15 protein-coding genes and 1 CRISPR repeat array are annotated in these 20,816 nt (G+C 68.5%); of the genes, 11 read left to right on the top strand and 4 right to left on the bottom strand.

Going from position 1 to position 20,816, the window contains the following annotated elements; translation table 11 throughout:
- Nucleotides 1-44 precede the first annotated feature (44 nt).
- The 3 genes from csb2 to WMF39_RS01445 form a co-directional block, all read right to left on the bottom strand.
- Nucleotides 45-1,718: a type I-G CRISPR-associated protein Csb2 gene (gene csb2, locus WMF39_RS01435; RefSeq protein WP_437743763.1), complete on the bottom strand. Its 1,674-nt coding sequence runs from the start codon at nt 1,716-1,718 to the stop codon at nt 45-47.
- Nucleotides 1,718-2,041, bottom strand: a complete 324-nt coding sequence (locus WMF39_RS01440) for a hypothetical protein (protein ID WP_437743764.1) — start codon at nt 2,039-2,041, stop codon at nt 1,718-1,720. Before WMF39_RS01440 ends, csb2 begins: the two co-directional genes overlap by 1 nt.
- Before the next feature lie 1,930 nt (nt 2,042-3,971).
- Nucleotides 3,972-4,178, bottom strand: a complete 207-nt coding sequence (locus tag WMF39_RS01445) for a hypothetical protein (RefSeq protein WP_437743765.1) — start codon at nt 4,176-4,178, stop codon at nt 3,972-3,974.
- Between the two features lie 819 nt (nt 4,179-4,997).
- Nucleotides 4,998-5,908: a CRISPR direct-repeat array (repeat unit 35 nt; unit sequence CTCTCCGCCGCCGAAATGCGGCGGCCCCATTGAAG).
- Nucleotides 5,909-6,063: 155 nt separating this feature from the next.
- On the opposite strand from WMF39_RS01445, the gene WMF39_RS01450 reads away from it, so the two are divergent.
- Both WMF39_RS01450 and WMF39_RS01455 read left to right on the top strand, forming a co-directional pair.
- On the top strand, nt 6,064-6,510 hold the full coding sequence (locus WMF39_RS01450; protein ID WP_437743766.1) for a hypothetical protein: 447 nt from the start codon (nt 6,064-6,066) through the stop codon (nt 6,508-6,510).
- Between the two features lie 12 nt (nt 6,511-6,522).
- The gene (locus tag WMF39_RS01455) at nt 6,523-6,873 is read left to right on the top strand and encodes a hypothetical protein (RefSeq protein ID WP_437743767.1); all 351 of its coding nucleotides are present in this window, start codon (nt 6,523-6,525) and stop codon (nt 6,871-6,873) included.
- Here the strand turns inward: WMF39_RS01455 and WMF39_RS01460 are convergent, their stop codons facing one another.
- Nucleotides 6,874-8,325: an SAVED domain-containing protein gene (locus WMF39_RS01460; protein ID WP_437743768.1), complete on the bottom strand. Its 1,452-nt coding sequence runs from the start codon at nt 8,323-8,325 to the stop codon at nt 6,874-6,876.
- A 136-nt stretch (nt 8,326-8,461) separates the two neighbouring features.
- On the opposite strand from WMF39_RS01460, the gene WMF39_RS01465 reads away from it, so the two are divergent.
- From WMF39_RS01465 to WMF39_RS01505, 9 genes are all read left to right on the top strand, one after another.
- The gene (locus WMF39_RS01465; protein ID WP_437743769.1) at nt 8,462-11,947 is read left to right on the top strand and encodes an nSTAND1 domain-containing NTPase; all 3,486 of its coding nucleotides are present in this window, start codon (nt 8,462-8,464) and stop codon (nt 11,945-11,947) included.
- 235 nt (nt 11,948-12,182) lie between these two features.
- Nucleotides 12,183-12,941: a sigma-70 family RNA polymerase sigma factor gene (locus WMF39_RS01470; RefSeq protein WP_437747937.1), complete on the top strand. Its 759-nt coding sequence runs from the start codon at nt 12,183-12,185 to the stop codon at nt 12,939-12,941.
- Nucleotides 12,941-13,795 (top strand): serine/threonine-protein kinase, encoded by an 855-nt coding sequence (locus WMF39_RS01475; RefSeq protein WP_437743770.1) that lies wholly within the window; start codon nt 12,941-12,943, stop codon nt 13,793-13,795. The genes WMF39_RS01470 and WMF39_RS01475 overlap by 1 nt, the downstream gene beginning before the upstream one ends.
- A gap of 155 nt (nt 13,796-13,950) precedes the next feature.
- Nucleotides 13,951-14,964, top strand: coding sequence for a cyclic GMP-AMP synthase DncV-like nucleotidyltransferase (locus WMF39_RS01480; RefSeq protein ID WP_437743771.1), 1,014 nt, complete (start codon nt 13,951-13,953; stop codon nt 14,962-14,964).
- Nucleotides 14,965-14,989: 25 nt separating this feature from the next.
- Nucleotides 14,990-16,738 carry a hypothetical protein gene (locus WMF39_RS01485; protein ID WP_437743772.1) on the top strand — a complete coding sequence of 583 codons (1,749 nt, stop codon included), beginning with the start codon at nt 14,990-14,992 and terminating at the stop codon, nt 16,736-16,738.
- 206 nt (nt 16,739-16,944) lie between these two features.
- Entirely contained in the window at nt 16,945-18,459 is a 1,515-nt protein-coding gene (locus WMF39_RS01490) for a Cas10/Cmr2 second palm domain-containing protein (RefSeq protein WP_437743773.1), read from the top strand.
- Nucleotides 18,456-19,253: an RAMP superfamily CRISPR-associated protein gene (locus WMF39_RS01495; protein ID WP_437743774.1), complete on the top strand. Its 798-nt coding sequence runs from the start codon at nt 18,456-18,458 to the stop codon at nt 19,251-19,253. Before WMF39_RS01490 ends, WMF39_RS01495 begins: the two co-directional genes overlap by 4 nt.
- The gene (locus WMF39_RS01500) at nt 19,250-20,368 is read left to right on the top strand and encodes an RAMP superfamily CRISPR-associated protein (RefSeq protein ID WP_437743775.1); all 1,119 of its coding nucleotides are present in this window, start codon (nt 19,250-19,252) and stop codon (nt 20,366-20,368) included. The genes WMF39_RS01495 and WMF39_RS01500 overlap by 4 nt, the downstream gene beginning before the upstream one ends.
- Nucleotides 20,365-20,814 (top strand): hypothetical protein, encoded by a 450-nt coding sequence (locus WMF39_RS01505; protein WP_437743776.1) that lies wholly within the window; start codon nt 20,365-20,367, stop codon nt 20,812-20,814. The genes WMF39_RS01500 and WMF39_RS01505 overlap by 4 nt, the downstream gene beginning before the upstream one ends.
- Nucleotides 20,815-20,816 lie beyond the last annotated feature (2 nt).

Genomic DNA, 20,816 nt, shown 5'->3' on the forward strand with positions numbered 1-20,816 from the left:
TACGGCGGCGGGGGGAGGGGATAAAGGAGATCCGCGGAAGCGGATCACGGCGATGGGGCCATCGCGCCGAGGCCGAAGTGGGAGGCGTAACCGAGGGCGATGGGGCCGCGGACCGGCTCGGCGAAGGTGAGGCGCAGGCCGAGGCTCGCGGCGATGGGAGGCCGCTGCTCGGGGTTGAGCGCGCGCGCGGTGCGGAAGTGGCGCCAGCGCGTCGCGAGGGGCGCTTCCGGCAGCGGCGCTCCTTCTTCAGGCCCGGCAAGGCGGATCTCCCCAATGTGGCGGCGATGCCACACATCCCAGAAGTCGCTCGCTGCGCTGTAGTCGCCCCCGTCGAGCTCGACCTCGATCCGCTCGGCCTGCGGCAGCCCGCGCGATGCAAGCTCGGCCTGGACCTGGCCTTCCAGCGAGTTCGCTCCCTGCCGCTTGAGGTGTCTTGGAGGCACGAAAGGCAGCACGCTCTTCCATACCTTCGCCGCCCTCACGTACGGCACTGCCTGTTCGAAATCCTCCCTCAGACCAGTCTCCACGAGGGTGACGAGCGTGCAGATGTCCTTCCTGAAGAGTTTTCGCACGCCCGAGAGCGCTTCCCGCGTTCTCTCATCGAGCTCCATCGCCGCGTGTACGAGCACGTGGTCGAAGTGATCCTCGCTGCCCAGGGAGGCTGGCAAGAGCCAAGCGTGCCTGTGACCCTTCAAGGGTACCCTGTGAGCGTCTTTGCCGGTCAGGCATGGCGAAGGTCCAGAACCGTCGCCGCGGTCCGATTTCCGAACTAGCGCCGCATGGAGCACCTCCATGCAGAGCAGGGCGTCCGCGGGGCGCGGCAGGACTTCCCTTCGCGCGGTGTCGGAGGAAAGCGCGAGGAGCGCGGTGTCCTGCCGTTGGGCACGCTGGTGAGCACCCTTCACCGGTCTGGTCGACGTCTTCGCGAGCGCGTCACCTTGGCGCCAGTACGACAGCCAGCGGCTGCCCGGTGGCTGACTCCACCCGTCGCGCTGAAGGTCGTCGGAAGCCTTGAGGAGCGCGGCGAGGAGGTCCGCTGGATAGAGCGCCTCGAGCTTCGCGTCCTCCTTGGACGCTGCGCTCTTCTTCGGCGCCCTCGCTCCCCGGCGCGTTGGCTCCTCCTGCTCCGCTCCGCCTCTCCCGCCCACGCGCTCCCTCCGGAACGCCGCGTACTCCGCAGCGCTCAGCGGCGCGAGCAGCGCAATGCGTTCGTATCCCGGGCCAGGAGCACACTCCGAGGCGCGGCACGGAGACAGGTGTTCCGGAAAGACCTCCGTGACCTCCGCGGCCACCCAGGACTCGGCGTGGCCCAGGTAGCTCGACCGGTCCGCGAGGGCGTCGAAGAGCGCTCGCTCCGCCGCCGTTGGTTCCACGTCCCAGGAGATCCCGAGGACCGCGTCTCCGCCGCGCTCTACGAACGAGAAGGCGTCGAGCTCCTTCGCGGCCACGTTCTTGTCGAGGGGCATGTCATGGCGCGGATGTCCCGTCGACGCCGGTGGCAGGTGGTAAACGGGCGGCGACGCTGCGAGCCGTTCGAGCAGCGTTTGCCCCTCCGGCGGGACCGCGGTCCAGCCGAGCCGGGCGAAGCCGGTCGCGAGGAACGCACGGCAGAGCCGCCATGGGCTCGGCGGCCACTCGATGTCCCCCTCGTTGAGATGCCGGCCCCAGGGGGTGGCATGGTACGAACCGGACAGGAATCGAATCGCTAGCCGCAGCATCAGGAAGAGAAGGTGGCGGTGGTCGGAGTGCTGGAGCCTGCGAACAGGTCCTTGCACGTCGCGATCGCAGAAGGCAGCTCCGCTCGCAGCGCGGCCACGGACGGCATCGTGAACCCTGCCGGGCGCTTGACGCGCAGCGGCGACGCCGGCACGAGGTCGCACGTGGTGCGCGGGCGCAGGTCGCCCTCCAGCAGCGCCGCGATCTTAAAGACAGCGAGCAGCACGAGCATCCGTTTGGCCGCGGCGCCGAGGCCGCATCCGCGGATCTGGTGCAGATCGAGGCTGAAGAACGCGAACCGGGCAGCGTAGGGCGGCGGAGGCATCACGTGGGGACGTTCCAGGTGCCGGGCGCGCGGTAGGCGCTTCCTGTAGGCCAGGGCAGCTTCGCAGAAGAGCGAGGGCAGGGGAAGTGTGAGATCGATGCGGACGAGGGTTCATCCACGCTGTCTTGAGCGTTCGAGCGCTGCGTGCAGGATGGGCAGCGTCCGGAGGTCTTGAGGACGAGCGGCTCTCTTTTTGACCTCGATCAAGCCCTCGAGGGAGAGAACACGGATCGCGTGCCGCGGCGTGACCAGCGTGACCGTCCAGTCGAGGAGCGCCTCATAGGTGGTCTCGTCATCGGCTGGACCTTTGGACCTTTCCTGAGATGTGCCGCATGCGTCGACAGGGGAGCTCGGTGAGCGTGCCGTAGGCGGAGGACTGCGCTCAGGAGCGCCTCGCCAGGGGGCGGGGTTGGGGGAAAGGCCCTGGTCGGTTGTGAGGACGGGGCCCTGGCGTGGAAGGTGGGTCTCCAGGGGCAGTGGCCCACGTCAGTGGCGACGCAGGCGCGCTCTCTTGCTCGTCAGAGGAGCATTCCGGGAGGGGCGGAAATCGGCAAGGTGGAGGAGTCGGGCGAGCTGGGAACGACGTGGCGCCGCGGCGACGGTGCAGGAGGCGGGGAGACAGCGGCAGGGGTAGGAGCGGGGAGAAAGAGCGGCGAGCCGGACGAGCGGAACGGAAGGCTGGGCGAGGGGAGGTAGAAGGTGTGGTAGAAGGAGGACCGAGGACCGGCTGCGAGCGGTGGAGTGACGCGGAAAAGCCGGGGGGGCTCGCAAGGCTGGCAGGTCTTTGAAAAACGAAGGATTTGGCGATGGCCGGGGATGCGCCGAGCAGCCCCCGGCGGCCGGAGCGAGGGGTGGGAGGGGAACCTCTCGCAAACCGGGTTGCAGGTGCGCGAAATGTTTCGTAGCCCGTGAGGGCTCTCTCCGTCGCCGAAAGGCGGCGGCCCCATTGAAGCGCGACCTTGTCGATGTAGAACTTCGTGTTGTTCAGGAGTCTCCGTCGCTGAAAGGTGGCGGCACCATTGAAGCCCATAACGCGGCATTACGATGGTGGGGCCCGGCTGGACACTCTCCGTCGCCGAAAGGCGGCGGCCCCATTGAAGCCACGCGTCGATTCCGTAGATCATCTCCTGGAGGACCGGACTCTCAGCCGCAGAAAGGTGGCGGCCCAATTGAAGCCGTCCATCTCAACGCTCCCAGCTGCATCAGGGTTACGCTCTCCGCCGCCGAAATGCGGCGGCCCCATTGAAGCGTGGGGCAGCCGGAGCTCGGGAAGCAGAGCGTCGGAGCTCTCCGCCGCTGAAATATGGCGGCCCCATTGAAGCCCCGAGCAAGTGAACGACCCGCTGCACAGGTAGTGCGCTCTCCGCCGCCGAAATGCGGCGGCCCCATTGAAGCATGACGAAGCAGGTCTCGGGGTCGGTCGGGTACTCCCTCTCCGCCGCCGAAATGCGGCGGCCCCATTGAAGCAACCTTGCGAGCTCCCAATTGGCGCGCATGATCGTGCTCTCTCCGCCGCCGAAATGCGGTTGCCCCATTGAAGCTGGTTGGCGAAATCGTTCCGGCCGATCTGGATGATGACTCTCCGCCGCAGAAATGCGGCGGCCCCATTGGAGCCAGCGGCGACGAGACGAGGGGCCCGCTGTCCCCCGGGCTCTCGGCCGCAGAAAGGCGGCGGTCCCATTGAAGCGAGGCAGGGCAAGACCGGGCCGTGCTCGCTGCGCTGCGCTCTCCGCCGCCCCCATTGAGGCCACAGCTCGCGCTTCTCGTGGAAGGCGTCGTAGAAGTGCCCCTCTCCGCCGCCGAAATGCGGCGGCCCCATTGAGGCCTCGGCAACCAGGTCCCGTCGATTGCCCCCTGGAACGAGCTCTCCGCCGCCGAAATGCGGCGGCCCCATTGAAGCGTCCAGTCCCAAAACCCGGCCATGACCTCCTCAGGAGCTCGCCGCCGCCGAAATGCGGCGGCCCCATTGAAGCCCACCGACCTGTTGAGCGACCCGCCTCGCTTGCTCCCCCCTCTCCGCCGCCGAAATGCGGCTGCCCCATTGAAGCATCAACTCCGCGTGCGGCTTGTCTGCGATGTTCACGCTCTCCGCCGCCGAAATGCGGCTGCCCCATTGAAGCATCTCCATCTCGGCCATCGGGAACCAGTCCAAGATCCGTTCTCCGCCGCCGAAATGCGGCTGCCCCATTGAAGCACGGCCTTCTGCACGAGAGCCTGGATGTTTGTGGGGAGCTCTCCGCCGCCGAAATGCGGCGGCCCCATTGAAACCGGGCAATCGACGCAGCAACCGGCGCAAACCGACGCTCTCCGCCGCAGATCGGCGGCGGCCCCATTGAAGCATGATGAAGTAGCCCTTGAAGTTGTGGCGAACGGGCTCCTCTCCGCCGCAGATCGGCGGCGGCCCCATTGAAGCGGGACCCTCGACGCCGCCGTACGCGCGGCACGTGTCCTCTCCGCCGCGGAAAGGCGGCCCCATTGAAGCTCTCGGTCGATGAACATCGCCCGGAGGTACCAGTCGCGCTCGCCGCAGCCGAAATGCGGCGGCCCCATTGAATTGTCCTAATGAGCGTCGCCACGTGGAGGCCCTTGACGTCGCTCTCCGCCGCAGAAATGCGGCGGTCCTATTGAATCGGGGAGAGCGTCTCGAACCGGCGTCCCTCATCTTCGAATCTCCGTCGCAGAAATGCGGCGGCCCCATTGAAGCAACGTGCCCCGGTCCAGGTGGTACTTGCCAAGGTCCCTCTCCGCCGCCGAAAGGCGGTGGCCCCATTGAGGCGACCTTCCGAGGACGCGCCTTCGCGGCCGTGTAGCTCCGTCTCCTCCGCAGAAAGGCGGCGGACCCATTGAAGCCGGAATCGATCAACCTGAGCGCCTCGCGACCCGCGCCTCTCCGCCGCAGAAAGCCGGCGGCCCATTGAAGCGAGATGATCTTGGCCATACCGGCCCAGTCCCAGAGCTCTCCGCCGCAGAAATGCGGCGGCCCCATTGAAGCCGCAGCAGCATCCCCGCCACGGCATCGCGCGCCGTCGCTCTCCGCCGCAGAAATGCGGCGGCCCCATTGAAGCAGTCGAACGGTTACGGTCGCGTCATCGGACCAGTCGTCGCTCTCCGCCGCAGAAATGCGGCAGCCCCATTGAAGCCCAGGGCTGGCGCAGGTCGCTGTCTCCGTGGCCGACTCTCCGCCGGAGAAAGGCGGCAGCCCCATTGTAGCGATGGGAGCGCGGAGAACCATGCGTTCCGCCTCTCGTGCTCTCCGCCGCCGAAATGCGGCGGCCCCATTGAAGCCATGTGTCGACCGCGCAGATCGCGGCCTGCAAGTTCCTCTCCGCCGCCGAAATGCGGCGGCCCCATTGAAGCATGCCGCGCTGTACTGCTCGTCCGCTCGCATCCCATCTCTCTGCCGCCGAAATGCGGCGGCCTCATTGAAGCGGATCAAAGCTCAGGATGGGGTCATCGTACTCGTCCACTCTCCGCCGCCGAAATGCGGCGGCCCCATTGAAGCCTGTCTGGATGCAGGGGCCGCCGTCCGCCATCACTGGGGGTCTCTCCGCCGCCGAAATGCGGCGGCCCCATTGAAGTATCTCCTCGAGCCAGCCCACCATCAGCTGCGTCCCCTCTCCGCCGCCGAAATGCGGCGGCCCCATTGAAGCTTGGAGAGGATGTCCTCTCCGGCATTGGCATTCCGGACTCTCCGCCGCAGAGAGGCGGCAGCCCCATTGAAGCCGCTCGAACGCGCGCAGGTACGACCCGCCGATCTCCGCTCTCCGCCGCAGAAATGCGGCGGCTCCATTGAAGGCGTGTGTATGTCTGCCCGCGGTGCGGCGTCCGCGCGCTCTCCGCCGCAGAAATGCGGCGGCCCCATTGAAGCAGCTCATCGAGCGCGCGCAGATTGTCGCTTTCCTCGTCTCTTCGCCGCAGAAATGCGGCGGCCCATTGAAGCAACGGTGCGCTGAGCGGGAGCGTCCCGTCTGTGGACTCGTCGCCGCAGAAAGGCGGCGGCCCCATTGAGGATTGGAGGAGAAATGAAAATCGTTTCGATCCTGATCTGTGTCTCCGCTGCAGCGTGCAACTACGACATGGGTGAGTGCTATCTCCGGGATGGCCAGGATGAGAGCGTCGGCAGCGGCGCAATCACCACGGGCGGAGCCGGAGGCTTCGGCGACGCGCCGCCGGATCCGCGAGACGGGGACGAGCCTTCCGAGTGCAGCGAAGCCGTCGAGGCGGCGGCCCAGGTCGCTTGTGCGTCTCCAGGGAGCACTGCGTGCGTGGACCAGTGCGAGGCGATCGGCGCCTACTGCGTCCATCGAGCTTCGCATCCATACAGCAAGAGCAGCGGACTCGGCGATCTGTACTGGTGTAAAGGCGGCAAGCCTACGTGGACGTGCTCTTATCAATACTCGAATGGCGACAATTGCACGGTCATTCGCCCGCTCGGGACGTGGCTTTGCCGGTATTCGTTCGAGAAATAGGGAGGTAGACAGATGGCACATGCACGGCGTGTGGCGGAGGCGCTCTCTGGCGGGCTGAACTGCGCCGCTGCGATCATAGAGGCACTCGATGTCGGCCCGCCGGGGGCCGACCTTCCGATGGATGAATGGGTAGGGACCCTTCGCGCGATGGGGGACGCGCTCGAAGCGATCCTGGCAAAAGAGGTGACGACGGCGCTCATCGTACACCAAGGTGACTGTGACGTCGCCCGAAGGTTGGCCGCCCTTGTGTCGGACTGGGCGACCACGCGCCAGCCACCTCACGAACTGCGCGCGGTGGCCGTGGCTGTTTTGCGACTCTCGAACCGGAGCGAAGCCGAATCCGCACCCGACGGGCAGGAGTGATCAGCCGGGGATGAAGAACGCTTGTCCATAACCCGGGCTCAGATCCTCGTACAGCTGGGTGCCGGGTATCCGATTCCAGAGGTGCCCGAGGAGCAGCGCTGCTCCCGCGGGCCCTGACAGGAACAGGTGCACCCTGCGCGCTCCCGTGGCGCGCACCTGATCGCGCACCACTTGCCTCACCGCGCGCGCCCACCCCTTCGCGCGCGCCGCGTCCGGGATCGCCGTGTCGCTCGGCGCAGGGGCGGCCGCGATCTCGACGAAGCGCCCGACGGGAAGCCCGCTGCTCCGCAGATACGCGAGCACGTCCTCGGAGATGTCGTTGGCTACGCTGAGCCCCACCGCCAGCTCGCCCCCCGCCCCGAGCTCCACCGGCGCGCCGACGCGCAGCGGGAACTCGCCAGACGCCTCGTCGCTGCTCCACCGCTCGCCGCGCTGCACGCACGCCACCCGGAACTTGCGCGTATCGCCGAAGGTGACGCCGGCCGCGAACCACGCGGGCAAACGCATGTCGCCGCGCACGAGGACCCGGTCGAACCCGAGCGCGCGGATGCGGCGCTCGGCGGCCTCCAGCTCCGGCAGCAGGCGCCCGTTCCAGTCGCGCGGATCGCGGAGCTGCCGGCGCGCCCGGGGGTGGTCGCCCTCGAACCGATCGACCCAGTCGAGGTGCTCCGTCGCCCCGGCCGCCCAGGGATCGCGATCGATCGCCTGCACCACCACGGTCGCCCGGCGCGCCTCGCCGTGCAGGCCGCGGCGCGCGATCTCCGCGGCCAGCACCTGTCGATCCACCTCCTGCCGGGCCCCCGTCACCCACCCACGGATCATCTGGACCCCCTGCTCCACCGCGAGCTCATCGCTCCTCAGCCCCACAGCGGCCATCCGATCCGAGACGCTCGTCGCGAGCCCCGTCCACCCCGGCTGGCCGGTGAGCAGGACGAGGTGATCGAGCATCTCGAGCAGGTCGGCCTCCGCGACGCCGACATGGCCCGCCCAGCGCTTTCGCCCGAGCCCAGGCTTCGATCTCGGCGTCGCCAGGCGCAGCCTCGGGCCGAGCGTGCCGGTGCGTCCGTCCTGCAAGGCCAGCACCGGATCGGACACGTCGAGCGATCGGTTCGTGTACAGGCCCATCTTCGGCCGCTGTCCGTTCCGCGACAGCGTCTGCCAGCTCTTCCAGAACATCTGCAAAGGGCTCTTCCCCTTGTCGGTCGCCGGCGTGACCCACCAGGCCCGGTCGATCGGGTGGCGCCCGTCCACCGAGTACTTCACCTGAAAGTGCTCGTCCGCCGCCGTCCGGCGGCGCACCACGACGTCGTCCACGTTGCCCGCGTTCTTCACCTCGATCGCGATCCCGTCGACGTCCTCCGCCGGCATCAGCGCTCGCAGCGCGTGATACCAGGCGAAGAGGTGCTGGTAGTCGTGTCCTTGGAGCGCGGCTCCCGCAGCGCTGAGGCTCATCTCGGCTTCCCCTCCGGCCCTCGGGCGATCCGGCGGCCAGCGTGCTGCAGCGCCCGCGCGCCGGCAAGCGAGAGCGCCTCGCGCCGGCGCGCTGGTCCTGCCGGAGCATCATCGGCTAGATTCCGCCCACCCGATCATGGACCTTCCGCGCGACAGGTTCGGTCCCTATCGACTCGTCCAGCCCATCGGCAGCGGCGGCATCGGGCGCGTCTTCCTCGCGGTCCACCAGCACATGGGCCAGGAGGTGGCGCTCAAGGTCCTCTCGCGGGAGTCGGCCGGAGACCCCCAGCTCGTAGCGCGGTTCGTCCAGGAGTCGCGCGCCCTCGCCCAGCTCCGCCACCCGGGCATCGTGCGGGTCCACAACTGCGACAGACGCGAGGACGGCGCCGCCTACCTCGTGATGGAGTACCTCGAAGGCACCACGCTCCGCGCGTGGGTGCAACGGCAGAACGGGCCGGCGCCGCTCGACGCAGCGCTGGCGATCGGCCGGCAGCTCGCCGACGCGATGAGCGAGGTCCATGCAAAAGGGATCGTTCATCGCGATCTGAAGCCCGAGAACATCCTCCTCGTCCCGGACGAGGTGGCTCCCCTCGGCCTCCAGCCCAAGATCCTCGACTTCGGTATCGCCAAGGTGCCGCCGGCCAACGACGAGCGGAGCGACACGCACGTTCAGACCGCCGCACACAATTTCCTGGGAACCTCGGCGTACATGGCACCGGAGCAGTGCAGGAACGCCGCGGAGGTGACCGACCGGGCCGACGTCTACGCGCTCGGCGTGGTCCTGTTCGAGCTCATCGCGGGGAGGCCGCCGTTCGTCTCGACCGACGATGTGGAGCTTCTCTATCAGCACGTGCACCAGGAGCCCCCGCACCTGGACGAGCTCGTGCCCACGGTGCCCCCAGCGCTCAGCGCCTTCGTCTCCTCGATGCTGGCCAAGGCGCCGGAGCAACGACCCACGATGATCCGTTGCCGGGACATGCTCGCGCGGTCGTGGGCGAGCGAAAGAAACGAGTGCCCCTTCCCGGGATTACAGCCGTTCACGGAGGCTCAGGCCGAGCTGTTCTTCGGGCGCCATGTCGAGATCAAAGAGCTCGTGCCCGTCCTCGAGGAGATGCGCGAGGAAGGCACCAGGCGCTGGCTCCAGATCGAGGGGCCGAGCGGCACCGGGAAATCGTCGCTCGTGCAGGCCGGGCTCCTGCCGAGGCTGATCGAGCGAGCTCCAGGGGCGGCGCCGTGGCTCGTCGTGACGCTCCGCCCGTCCGAGGACCCGATCGAGAGCCTCGCTGCCGCGGTCGCCTCGGTGCGCGGAGCGCAGGAGCCCGCAGGGGCTCAGGCAGAGATAGAGACCGCGCTGCGCTCGGAAGGAAATGCGCTCGCCGCGATACTCTCCCGCTGTGTTCCCCCGGGAGCCAGGCTGCTGCTCGTGGTGGAGCAGCTCGAGGAGCTGTTCGCGCTGGGCGGCGCTCACGTGCGCCAGGTCGACGCCCTGCTGTCGGCGTGCCTCGCAGGTGAACGCTCTCCGCTGCGCCTGCTGACGACGCTGAGGAGCGACTACCTGCACCGGCTGGAGCAGGCGCCCGGCCTGGCGCGGGCGCTGAACAGCAAGGCGTGCCGCTATCACCTCCGGCCGATGGATGGAGAGGCGCTCGAACAGGTGATCCTCGGCATGGCCACCCGGGCCGGGCTCCGGCTCTCCGAGGGGCTGCCCGCGCGCATGGTGCGCGACGCGGCCGGCACCGACGCGCGGCTCCCGCTCCTGGGGCATACGCTCCGCAGCCTCTGGTCGTCCCGCGCCGCGGGCGCATTGACCCACGACCACTACGAGCAGATCGGCGGGGTCAGCGGCGCGCTGGCGCGCCACGCCGCGCTGCTCCTCGATGCGCTGGGCGAGCAGGGGCGAGAGCGGGCGAAATGGCTCATCCTCGATCTCGTCCAGGTCGGTCGCGGCGTCCCCGACACCCGGCGTCCGAGGACGCGGGGAGACGTCCTCGCTGCCGCGGGAGGCGACCAGCTGGCGGAGGACGTGCTCCTGCGGATCTCGGGCATGCCGGCCGGGGAATCGCCGGCAGCGTCCGAGAGCCTGCGGCTCGTCGTGATGGCCGCGGACCCTCCGGCGGAGCCGTCCCAGCAGCGCGTCGACCTGGTGCACGAGACGCTGCTGCAGAAGGTCCCGGCGATCGTCGGGTGGATCGAGGCCGAGCGCGCGCTCCTCGAGCGGCACGCCGACCTCGAGGTCGCGGCGCACGCGTGGGCGCAATCAGGGAGGCGCGAGGATGGGCTGCCCTGGGGCTCCCTGCTGGATCACTACCGCGGGAAGATCGGCGCGGCGGGCGACCCGGGGCGGCTCCTGCGGATGGCCAGCGAGCGGGCGCGCACGTTCCTGGGAAAGGCAGAGAAGATCGAGCGGCGACGTCTCTGGATACGGCGAGCGCTCATCCTGATCCTGGGCGCCGCGGTGGTGGCGATCTCCGCGACGGCGCTCTGGGCCTGGACGGAGCGGCAGCGCGCCGAGGAAGAACGGCAGCGCGCGGAGCAGGAGCGGCAGCGCGCCGAGGAAGAACGGCAGCGCGCCGAGAAGAACCGGCAACACATCCTCATGGCCACGAGAGAGCTGGTCGGCGATCTCGACTGGAAGCTCGGCAGGGTCCTGTATACGTCGAGCATCCGGGCGATGCTCCTCGAGCACCTGGACGAGAACCTCTCGTCCCTTCGCGAGGAGGAGAAGGACGAACCGGACGTCATCCGAGCCGTGGTGGATATCAAGCTCCGGCGCAGCGATTTCGCTCGAGCGAATGGGCGCCTGTCCGAGTCGTACGCGTTCGTCTCGCAGTCAGAGGACCGCATCCGGCTCGGCCTTGCGAAGGACCCGTCGAGCGAGATCCTGCGCGTGCGGCTCGGATGGACACACTCGAAGCGCGGGAAGCTCAACCTCGCGTATGGGCGATACGAGCTCGCCCGCGACGATTTCGATCGATCGGTGGAGGTGCTGAGCGGCGTGCGCTCCGTCGAGCCCAACAACTACAGGCGCACGCTCGCGACGAGCTACTCCGAGCAAGGAGAGGTCCAGATCGAGCTCGGCCATGCACCCGCCGCCGTGGCTCGATACAAGGATGCCCTCGGTCTGCTCGAGCAGATCGACGAGCCCGACGAAGAGGGCAGGCGATACAACCGCTCCTTGATCGCGCAGGCGCTGGCCGCCCTGGGGGCTGCCACGCGCAGGAGCGGAGAGCTGCGCGTCGCGGTGGGCCACATCGAGCACGCCCGTGAGCTCGCGAGAGAGCTCTTCCAGGGCGAGCCGGGGAACGTGTACTTCCGCTTAATCCTGAGCAAGACCGAGGCGGCCCTGGCCGCGGCGCGTGCGGAGGGAGGCCAGGCCGCCGAGGCGCTGCGGCTCTACGAGCAGGCCGCCGGTACCGGCGAGGCGTTGCACCTCGGAGACCCGACCCACAAGGAGTACGGGTTGCTCCTGTGCCAGAGCCTCCGGGGGGTGGAGGAACTGTCGGGGGCCCGAGGAGGGCGGACGCGCGCCGCGGAGGCGCGTGCACGCCGGTGTGAGGTGGCGCGTGGGTTCGTCGAGCGGGACCCGGAGGACGTGCGGTTCAGGCGCCTGGCCTGCCCGTGAGCCGGCAGAAAAATTAAATGACCGCTCCGCGATCGATCTTCCGCGGAACGGCATCCATCCGGATCGAGGCGCGCTCCGCGCCCGTTCCATGATCACCGCCCAACTTGCGCCCTCCAGAGCCCGGCCTTGCAACGTCCGCCCGGCGGCGTACGATGGATTGCATTCTTCTATGGGCCAGGAAGCCGTTCCTCTGGAGGAGCTCATCGCGCGCGCACGGGCTGGAGATCAGGCGGCGATGCGGCAGCTGTTCACGTGGTCCGCACCGCTCCTCGAGGACTGGGCGTCCCGTAGGTTGAGGAGGAAGCAGCCGGATATCACACGCCCGTCCGACCTCGTGCAGGAAGCGTCGGACAGGGCCTCTCGCGGCATCTCCTCCTTCAGGGGGACGACGGCGGCCGAGTGGCTTTCCTGGCTGGAGAGCATCGTGGAGACCTGCGCTATCCAGTCCTTCCGCGCGGCCGCACGCAAGAAGCGGGACAGGGCCGGCGAGGTGCCGCTCGACGAGGAGAAGCACCTCGTGCCTCAGCTGAGCCCGAGCCAGGCCGCCGCGGACGAGGAGCAGTGGCGGCAGGTGTTCGGTCGCATCTTCGAGCTCCCGGAGGAGCAGAAGACGGCGATCTGGCTGTGTTACCTCAAAGGTCTTCGCGTATCCGACGCGGCTCGATGCATGGAGAGGTCCGATGCGGCGATCCGCGGCCTCTTGCACCGAGGTATCGAGGCGCTCCAGGAGCGCGTGACGGGCGCTGCGGAGCCTGCCTCTGCGGCGGACGGCGCCCGTCGGGCGGCCCAGCTGAAGGAGGACGCCAGGGCAGCGTTGCTCTCGTACCTGCGACGGCGTGACGCCGGAGAGCGCATCGACGCCGGCGCGTTCATCGCCGAGCACGCCTCGTGCGCCTCGGAGCTTCGACCCATGCTCGAGTGGGTCGAACGGATCGAGGCGCAGCGGCTGGCGCGCCTCGGTGAACTCGGGGAAGAGGGAAGCGAGGAGCGTTGATGCTGGCGCCCGGCGTGAGGATCGAGGGCTACGAGGTGGTGAGCATCCTGGCCATCGGGGCGATCTGTCATGTCTACGAGGCGCGCGCCGGCCACGGTGCGTGGCCGGTCGCGGTGAAGGTCCTGCACGAGGTGTGGTGCACCGATGAGGAGATCGCGACCCGGTTCCGGAACGAGGCGAGCGTCCTCCGGAGCATCCAGCACCCGCACGTGGTCCGCCTGTTCGCGTCGGGGACCCTGCCGTCAGGGGCGCCTTATATGATCCTGGAGCGGCTGCCCACCCACCTCGCGCGCGCGCTCGCTGACGCGGACGGCGTCCTGTCGCCGAGGACCGCGGCGCGCCTCGCGTCCCAGATTGCGACCGCGCTCCTCGCCTTGCACGGCCTGGGGATCGTCCACCGCGATCTGAAGCCCGCCAACGTGCTGCTGGACGCACACGATCTCCACGCCGCCCAGGTCCGGCTCGCCGATCTGGGCCTCGCCAAGGTGCGGTCGGACGCGCGGGGCGAGCCGATCGCCGCCGGCCACGTTTCGACCGGCGGGAGCGCGCTGCTCGGGACCTGGGACTACATGGCGCCCGAGCAGTGGATCAAGCCCAAGGCCGCCGGCGCGGCGGCGGACGTGTACTCCCTCGGCGTGCTCCTGTTCCAGATGCTGTGCGGCCGCCTGCCGTTCGTCGCGGACGAGCCGAAGGACCTGATGGCGCTCCACCTGTTCGAGCGCCCGCCGCTGGGCGGGCTCGACGAGCGGACCCCGCCGGCGCTGCGCGAGCTCGTCGGCCGGATGCTGAACAAGGTCCCGTCGACGAGGCCGGCCATGCAGGAGGTGCTCGGCCAGCTCGACGGCCTGCGGTAGCCGAGGGGAGGGCTCGTCGAGAAATCGACAGGGCCTGCGATCGATTTCCTCCGCAGCGGCGTCTTCCCCAGATGGGAGCGACCGAGCAGTCAGCGGCCGCCCCGGCGTGCCGTTCACCCCGCGCTCCTGCGGAGCCGTTCCTGGAGGTCCATCCCGTGGCAGACGTGCAGAAATACTTCGTGCAGTTCGACGAGGCCATCCGGTTCGATAGGGACCATGAGAAGCAGATCCTCGCGGAGAAGCGCGAGCGCATCCTCCGCAAGCTGAGCGAGGGTATCAAGCGGCAGCGCGTGGAGGGCGTGAAGATCCCGTCCTACGAGCCTTTCAACCAGGGCAGCTATGCGATGAACATCGGGGTGAAGCCCGTCGACGGCGACTTCGACATCGACGTCGGCCTGCGCTTCGATCTGTCCAAGGCCGACTACCCGGATCCCGTGGTCGTCAAGAGCTGGGTCCACAAGGCGCTGAATGGTCACACCAGGAAGGTCGATGTGCGCCGCACCTGCGTCACCGTGTTCTACCAGGAGGGAGGGGAGGACATCTACCATGTCGATCTCGCGATCTACTCGAGCGGCGAGAAGAACGCCGACGGCAAGGACTACATAGCGAAGGGAAAGCCCGGCCAGACGGCGGACGAGCGCCGCTGGGAGCCGTCCGATCCGCAGGAGCTCCAGAACGTCATCATGAGCGGGCGTTCCGGGGAAGACGCGCAGCAGTTTCGCCGCGTCATCCGCGTCCTGAAGCGCTGGAAGGAGCTCCGCCTCTCGAAGCACCATGGCAGGGCCGCCCCGAAGGGGATCGCGTTGACGGTCGCCGCTCATCGCTGGCTTCAGGTGTGGGGGAAGAAGGACGCGTCCGGGAAAATCACGAACTACGACGACCTTGGTGCGCTGAGCAGGCTTGTCGCCCAGATGCTAAGCAAGTTTGAAACCGTCTGGAACGCGGAGGAGCGGCGATCCGTATCGCGCCTGCGGATCGAGAACCCTGTCTCGACGAAGTACGATTTCTGCTCGAACATGTCGAGCGAGAGCATGCTTGGCTTCAAGGCCGGTCTCGAAGATCTCCTCGCCGCGCTGAAAAGGGCCGAAGGTGCGGTGGACGCGCGCGCTGCCTGTAAAGCCCTCCGGGAGCAGCTCGGCGAGGACTTCCCTCTGCCCGAGGGCCGATAAAACAGCTCATGAGGAGCGAACCATCATGGCGAACAACGAACTCCAGATCCTGATCGCGGTCGACCTCTACCCCGCCGTCTCCGCCGCGGAGCTCCGGGACACGCTCCCGCACGAGCGCGAGGACCGCCGCACGCTGCTCCTGACGGAGTTCGGAGCCCCGCGGCTCGCGCCTCCACCCGATGCCTCCCCGATCGACTGGCCGGCCGTGGGCCGCGCCGTGGAGAAGCTCGTGGCGGAGGTACAAGCCATCCGAGCGGACAAGCCCGCCGTCCTCTTCATCGGCGGTCGCGGCCCGCTCGCCGTCTTCGTCCACCTGGGCTACCTGCTCTCCAAGTTCGGTGGCAGGCAGGTGGTGCTCAACCAGCCGCCCGGCGGGGGACCGTGGGAGCACTTCCCCATGGAGTCCGCAGCCGGCGAGAGGCCGCCCCTGCTCGACGTGCTGGCCGGCTTGCCCGCGGAGGAGGTGCCGAGCTCAGGGCGTGTCGGCATCTACGTCGACACCGCCGGCAGGGACACCTCCAGGGACGTCTTCCGCGACTTCATGAAGGAGGAGGGCGACCACGTGGCCGGCGTCGTCAAGCTCCGCTCCTCGGCCCCGCTCCGCCTCACGCCGGAGGAACTGCCGGCGCTCGTCCTGCAGCTCACCCAGTTCTTCTCGCAGGCTCCCGCGCGATACCCCGACCGCTCGGGCCTCTCGCTCTTCCTCGGTGGCCCGGCGCAGGTCGCCTTCGCGGTCGGCCGTGCCATCAACCCGACGGTGGTCGGCAAGGACGTCTGGCTCACCGAGTACCGCGCCCCGCGCTACCAGAGGGTCTACTCGCTCCCGTTCAACCCTAGGACCGAGCCCGAGATCCCGCGCGGCGCGGAGGACGTGAACGCGCGTCGGGACGTGCTCGACGCCATGGCCACGGCGATCGACGAGCTGAAGAGGCACATGAAGGCCGAGCACCTGCCCGGCGACGTGCTGTCGACGAACGATCGAAAGAAGTTCATCGACCGCCTCGTCCGCCTGGAGCGGTCCACCGATACGAAGAAGGACAGCGCATTCAGGCTTCGCGTGATCGAGGGGCACTACGCGCTGGGTGAGGGGATCGCCGAAGCGCTCCGCAGGAGCACGGTGCCTCAGCAGCAAGGCTTCGCGAAGCTGCTCATCATGCACGAGCTCCTCCACGACTGGCAGGCTCTCCGGAGCACCAACTACTCCGCCGTCGGCGGCGCCGGCTTCGTGCTCGAGCAGGTCGACTATGCGGCGGACGCGTTCGCGGTGCGGGCGCTGATGAAGATGGAGCTCGATAGGGGCGGCGATGCGGCTCGCGACGAGATATGCGCTCGTCTTCAGCGCTGGCTGGAGATGGTCCTCCACGGCATCTCCGCGTTCGACATCATGGCGCAGGGCACGATACGGATGGACCGGCTCGACGAGCGCCGTCTCCGTCGATATCTCATGTGGCACCTTCAGCTCGCGCGCGCGGCGACGATCCGGGAGCCGGCGCACGTCGACGAGATGCTGCGACCGCCGATGACCATCGAGCTGGCGCCCCTGGCGGGGCAGCTCGATACCGAGCGCTACGACAAGGTGGTCACTCGAGCGCTGCCCGACACCGAGCTGTTCTGCGCCATCGGCGGACACCTGGTCCGGCAAGCTCGGCGTCCACGGTTCGACCCCGGCGCTCTCGTCGATGCCGTGAAGACCTATGCGCACGAACCGATCCAGCAAGCCATGGTCTTTCTGGTTGACGAGCACAGGGACAAACTTGCTCCATGGTTTGCGTGAACGCTGGCGATGCGAAGGCCATCATGTCGAGCCAGGCGGGACGCGGGCCATCCGTCAGCAGCGCACGAGCCGAGCGGCGAGCGCGCCCGTGCTTGACTTCGCTTATGAAATACGTTCTCCTTTTAGGTGTATCTGGATTGCTAGAACACGTCGCAGCCGAGGTAGGGCACGCCATGCCGCTCGACGCTTGACCGGTGGGGAGGTTCGTGGACCACTATCTGTACATCGAGGTAGAAGGGATCCAACGCTTCGTCTTCGCCTCCACGAAGCTGAAGATCATCCGCGGCGGCAGCGCGTTGCTCGACAGCTTCAACCGGGTCGCGATGCGGGAGGCCGTCGGCAAGAAGGGCGAGGTCGTGCTCGCAGGTGGCGGACACTGCCTGGTCCGCAAGCTGGCCCGGGACGACGCTGAGGGCATCGCGATGGATCTGGACCGCAAGCTCCGCAAGAAGACGGACGGCCAAGTGGGCCTGTCCTGGAGCGTCGTTGCGAGGAGCGCCGAATGGAGGACGACGTGGGCGGAGCTCCGTCGGGAGCGCGCGGCGCGGGACCTCGGTGCGCCCGCTGCGCCGCCTCCGCTGCCGCCGTTCGTTGCGCTGTGCTCTTCCTGCGGGAGCTCTCCGGCGCGAGCGCTTCGCGACACGTACGATGCTCAATCCAGACCGCTCTGTGCAGCCTGCTGGGCGCGCTGGCAGGAGGTACAAAACATCCGCGATCTCAGGGAAAAAACGATCTGGTCGCGCCTGCGCCCGCACCTCGAGCAGCATGCACACCTGGGCGACGATCTCGCTTTCTCGGCCTTGCTGCCGGAGCGTGAGCTCGAGCAAATCGCTGAGCTCGGCTCCCGGAAGGGGTATCTCGCGTACCTCTATTGTGACGGGAATGCGATGGGGCGAATCCTGAAGGCCACGACCTCGGACGACGAGTACGGAGCCATCTCGGAGCGGGTGGACAGCGCGCTCCACAAGGCTGTCGCCGCCGCGCTTCTGGCGCACTGCCCGCCTGAGCGAGGCAATGGAAAGTTCGGCGCCGAAGTGCTGCTCCTCGGCGGTGACGACCTCATCGTCGCGCTCCCCGCCGATCGCGGCGTGGGCTTCACCCGGACCGTCCTCGAGGTCTTCCACCAGGAGGCGGGCAACGACCTCCGTCTCTCCGCCGGTCTTGTCCTGGCCCCGTACACCACGCCGATCGCGATCCTCCAGCAGGTCGCGCGCTCGTTGCTCCGTTCGGCCAAGCGGTATGCCTATCTCGACGAGCAGCGGCAACTCGAACGTCGGGCCGTGGGCTACGTTGATTTCCAGGAGCTGACCTCCGCACAAGCGGAGGTTGAGCGCGACCACGCCGTCTCCTGCCGTCCGTACCGGCTCGACGACTTCGGGCGGCTCGTCGAGCGCACGAGCCAGCTGCGAAAGGCGCGGGTGCCCAGGGGCAGGCTCTATGCGCTTGCCGAGGCCGTGCGTGGCTCGGAGCGCGAGGCCCGCACCATGACCCGGCTCATCGTCGGCCGCGCGAGGACCGACGCCGAGCACGCAGCGCTTTCCGGCCTGCTCCGTCCCCTCCACGACGATGGTGCGCCGGCGCGCTCCATCCCCTACACGACCGGTCCCGACCCGGCGTGGGATCTGCCGTTCGTGCTCTACCCCGGCTCACGCCGGTGGAGCGTCATCCCTGACGCGATCGAGCTTCTGGATCACCTCCCTTCCGATGGAGACAACGCGTGAGCCCTCAGCACGTCAAGAAGGCTCGCGTCGAGATCTCGTACGCGATCGACACAAAAGGCCCGCTTCATGTCGGCACGGGGCACGGCGCAGCCGGGCTGCACCGGGCGATGCTCCGCGACCACAACGGCCTGCCCTACATCCCCGGCTCCACGATCAAGGGCCGGGCACGGTACGCCGCCATCCGGATCTGCGACTGGATGGGTCTGTCGGTGCTCAAGGACGCGGTGGGCGATGAGCGACGCGGCCGCACGCCGAACGGCCCGAGCGGCCAGCGCGATCTTCCCAGCCGCATCTTCGGATGCGCATGGCAGCGCTGCACGCTGCGGTTCGGCGATGCGCGCACCGATCCAGCGTGGATCGCCGCGCGCCCCGGCGAGCCGCCGCGGAGCGATGCCGAGCGGCGCATGCTGCGCGCCCGTGCGTACGGTCTTCGCGAGGTGCGCACTGGCGCAGCCCGGTCGCGCCTCCTCGGCACGATCCGCCAGGGCCACTTGTACCAGACCGAGGTCGCGCCTCCAGGCATCGTGCTCAGCGGCGAGGTGTGGGGCTACCTCGACTGCCGCCCGCCCCGGGATGGCAGCACGCTCGTGGAACTGCTGTTGCTCTGGCTGGCCCTCCACCTGATGGTCGAGGACGGCGTCGGGGGGAACAAGTCGACAGGCAATGGCAGGCTCGCATGGGCATCGTCGAAGGCGATCGAGATGAAGGTTGATGGGAGCGTGTTCGCCCCGAGCGACGACGACGTGTCTGCCGCGCTCGGGCTGCTGCCATTGCTCGAGGAAGCCGAAGGATGATCCCCCTCAGCCTGACCGCTACCCTCCGCTCCCCCGTGCACCTCGGGGCCAAGAGCACCGCCGGCAACTTTCTCACCGGCCTGGATTACCTACCGGGCCGGTCGCTCCTCGGGGCGGTCGCCTGGGCCTGGATCGATGCGGGTGGCGACCCGGGGTCACCCGAGTTCGCGCACCGCTTCGTCTCCGGGGCTGTGTCCTGGGGCGACCTGCATCCTGTGCCCGTGAAAGAGGAGACCGGGGCGGCGGTCGACGGTGAGCCGCTGGTCGTCCCCCGCACCCTCAAGATCTGCAAGCTCTTGCGCCTCGGCCACGGGCTCGTGGACGTTCTCATCACGACCCCTCCACCCGACGCCTGCCCGGCCTGCGGCGTCGGACTCGATCGCCTCGATGGCGTGCTCGCCAGCGACCAAGACGGCCGCTGGCTGTCCCCGGCGCTTCACCGCCGGCACCGCGCGCACGTCGCGATCGCGTTCGCTACCGGCACCGCTCGATCAGGCGATCTGTACTCACGCGAGGTGCTCGAAGAGGGCCAGGTCTTTCGTGGTCAAATCCACTGCGCTGATGAGCGCACCGCGCAGGCGATCCTCGATGAACTGCCGCGCCTCCGACTGGCCGTCGGAGGCGCTCGCAGCAGGGGTTTCGGGCAGATTGATGTCCAGGTCACCCGGGCGATGTCGCCCACGCTCGAGGGGCTCAGGCAGCAATCCGAGCGCGTCGCGCAGTCGCCGGTCGACGTCTGGTACTTCACCCTCACCGCCGCCTCGCCCTGGTGTGTGCGCGAGACCGATGGCGCCCACGCGCGCTCGCTCACTCCTCTCCGGCTCGCGCAGGCGCTCGGCGTTGACGCGTCGAACGCGCTCATCGTGCGGGGCGACGCTCGGTCCGAGAATCGCTCGGGCTGGGACGGCGCGGCGGGCCTCCCGACGGAGGTCCGGCACGTCATCGTGGCGGGCTCCACGTTCCTGTGCGCCGTCCGTGGACTCGACGGCTCGACGCTCCGGGACCGGCTCCTGCGCCTCATCGGGCGGGGTATCGGCGAGCACCGGGCCGAGGGGCTCGGTCGCGTCACCGTCAACCATCCACTGCACTTCATCTCCCGCGGAGGCAGATCGTGACGAATGACATGATGGTTCGTATCGAGCTCAAGCGGCGCATCGATCGGGATCTGGACGAGCTCTACAAGGAGGCCAACTCACTCGGGGAGGAGATGGGGAAGCTGTTCACATCTTTCAACCGGTCCCAGCTCCGTAACCTCGAGACCGTGGCCGCCGCCGCCACGCGCACCTCCGCGCTCAAGAACCACGTCAAGAACCAAACTGGCAAGGACCGGCTGCGGCCGACGAACCAAACCTGGGCGCTCCAGTGTGGAGCAAAGTCGCTCGGCGAAAAGCTGCTCGCGCTTCTCGATGCCCTCGGAGGGCGCGCCACGAGCATCGTGAGCGCGCTGCCGCTCGGCGACCTCGACCAGGAGGCCCGTGACGAGCTCGCCCGCACCGTGGAGATCGAGCTGCAGCGAGGCGTGGTGCAGACCGCCGTCTGCGCCGCGCTGTACGAGGCGTAGCC

This window comes from Sorangium sp. So ce1504 (assembly GCF_051521635.1).
Taxonomy (GTDB): domain Bacteria; phylum Myxococcota_A; class Polyangia; order Polyangiales; family Polyangiaceae; genus Sorangium; species Sorangium cellulosum_B.

Coding starts and splice junctions, on each gene's coding strand:
- WMF39_RS01500 (WP_437743775.1), top strand. CDS start 19,250: ATGATCCCCCTCAGCCTGACCGCTACCCTCCGCTCCCCCGTGCACCTC.
- WMF39_RS01460 (WP_437743768.1), bottom strand. CDS start 8,325: ATGAGCCTCAGCGCTGCGGGAGCCGCGCTCCAAGGACACGACTACCAG.
- WMF39_RS01475 (WP_437743770.1), top strand. CDS start 12,941: ATGCTGGCGCCCGGCGTGAGGATCGAGGGCTACGAGGTGGTGAGCATC.
- WMF39_RS01450 (WP_437743766.1), top strand. CDS start 6,064: ATGAAAATCGTTTCGATCCTGATCTGTGTCTCCGCTGCAGCGTGCAAC.
- WMF39_RS01470 (WP_437747937.1), top strand. CDS start 12,183: ATGCGGCAGCTGTTCACGTGGTCCGCACCGCTCCTCGAGGACTGGGCG.
- csb2 (WP_437743763.1), bottom strand. CDS start 1,718: ATGCTGCGGCTAGCGATTCGATTCCTGTCCGGTTCGTACCATGCCACC.
- WMF39_RS01445 (WP_437743765.1), bottom strand. CDS start 4,178: ATGGCCGAGATGGAGATGCTTCAATGGGGCAGCCGCATTTCGGCGGCG.
- WMF39_RS01465 (WP_437743769.1), top strand. CDS start 8,462: ATGGACCTTCCGCGCGACAGGTTCGGTCCCTATCGACTCGTCCAGCCC.
- WMF39_RS01440 (WP_437743764.1), bottom strand. CDS start 2,041: ATGCCTCCGCCGCCCTACGCTGCCCGGTTCGCGTTCTTCAGCCTCGAT.
- WMF39_RS01485 (WP_437743772.1), top strand. CDS start 14,990: ATGGCGAACAACGAACTCCAGATCCTGATCGCGGTCGACCTCTACCCC.
- WMF39_RS01455 (WP_437743767.1), top strand. CDS start 6,523: ATGGCACATGCACGGCGTGTGGCGGAGGCGCTCTCTGGCGGGCTGAAC.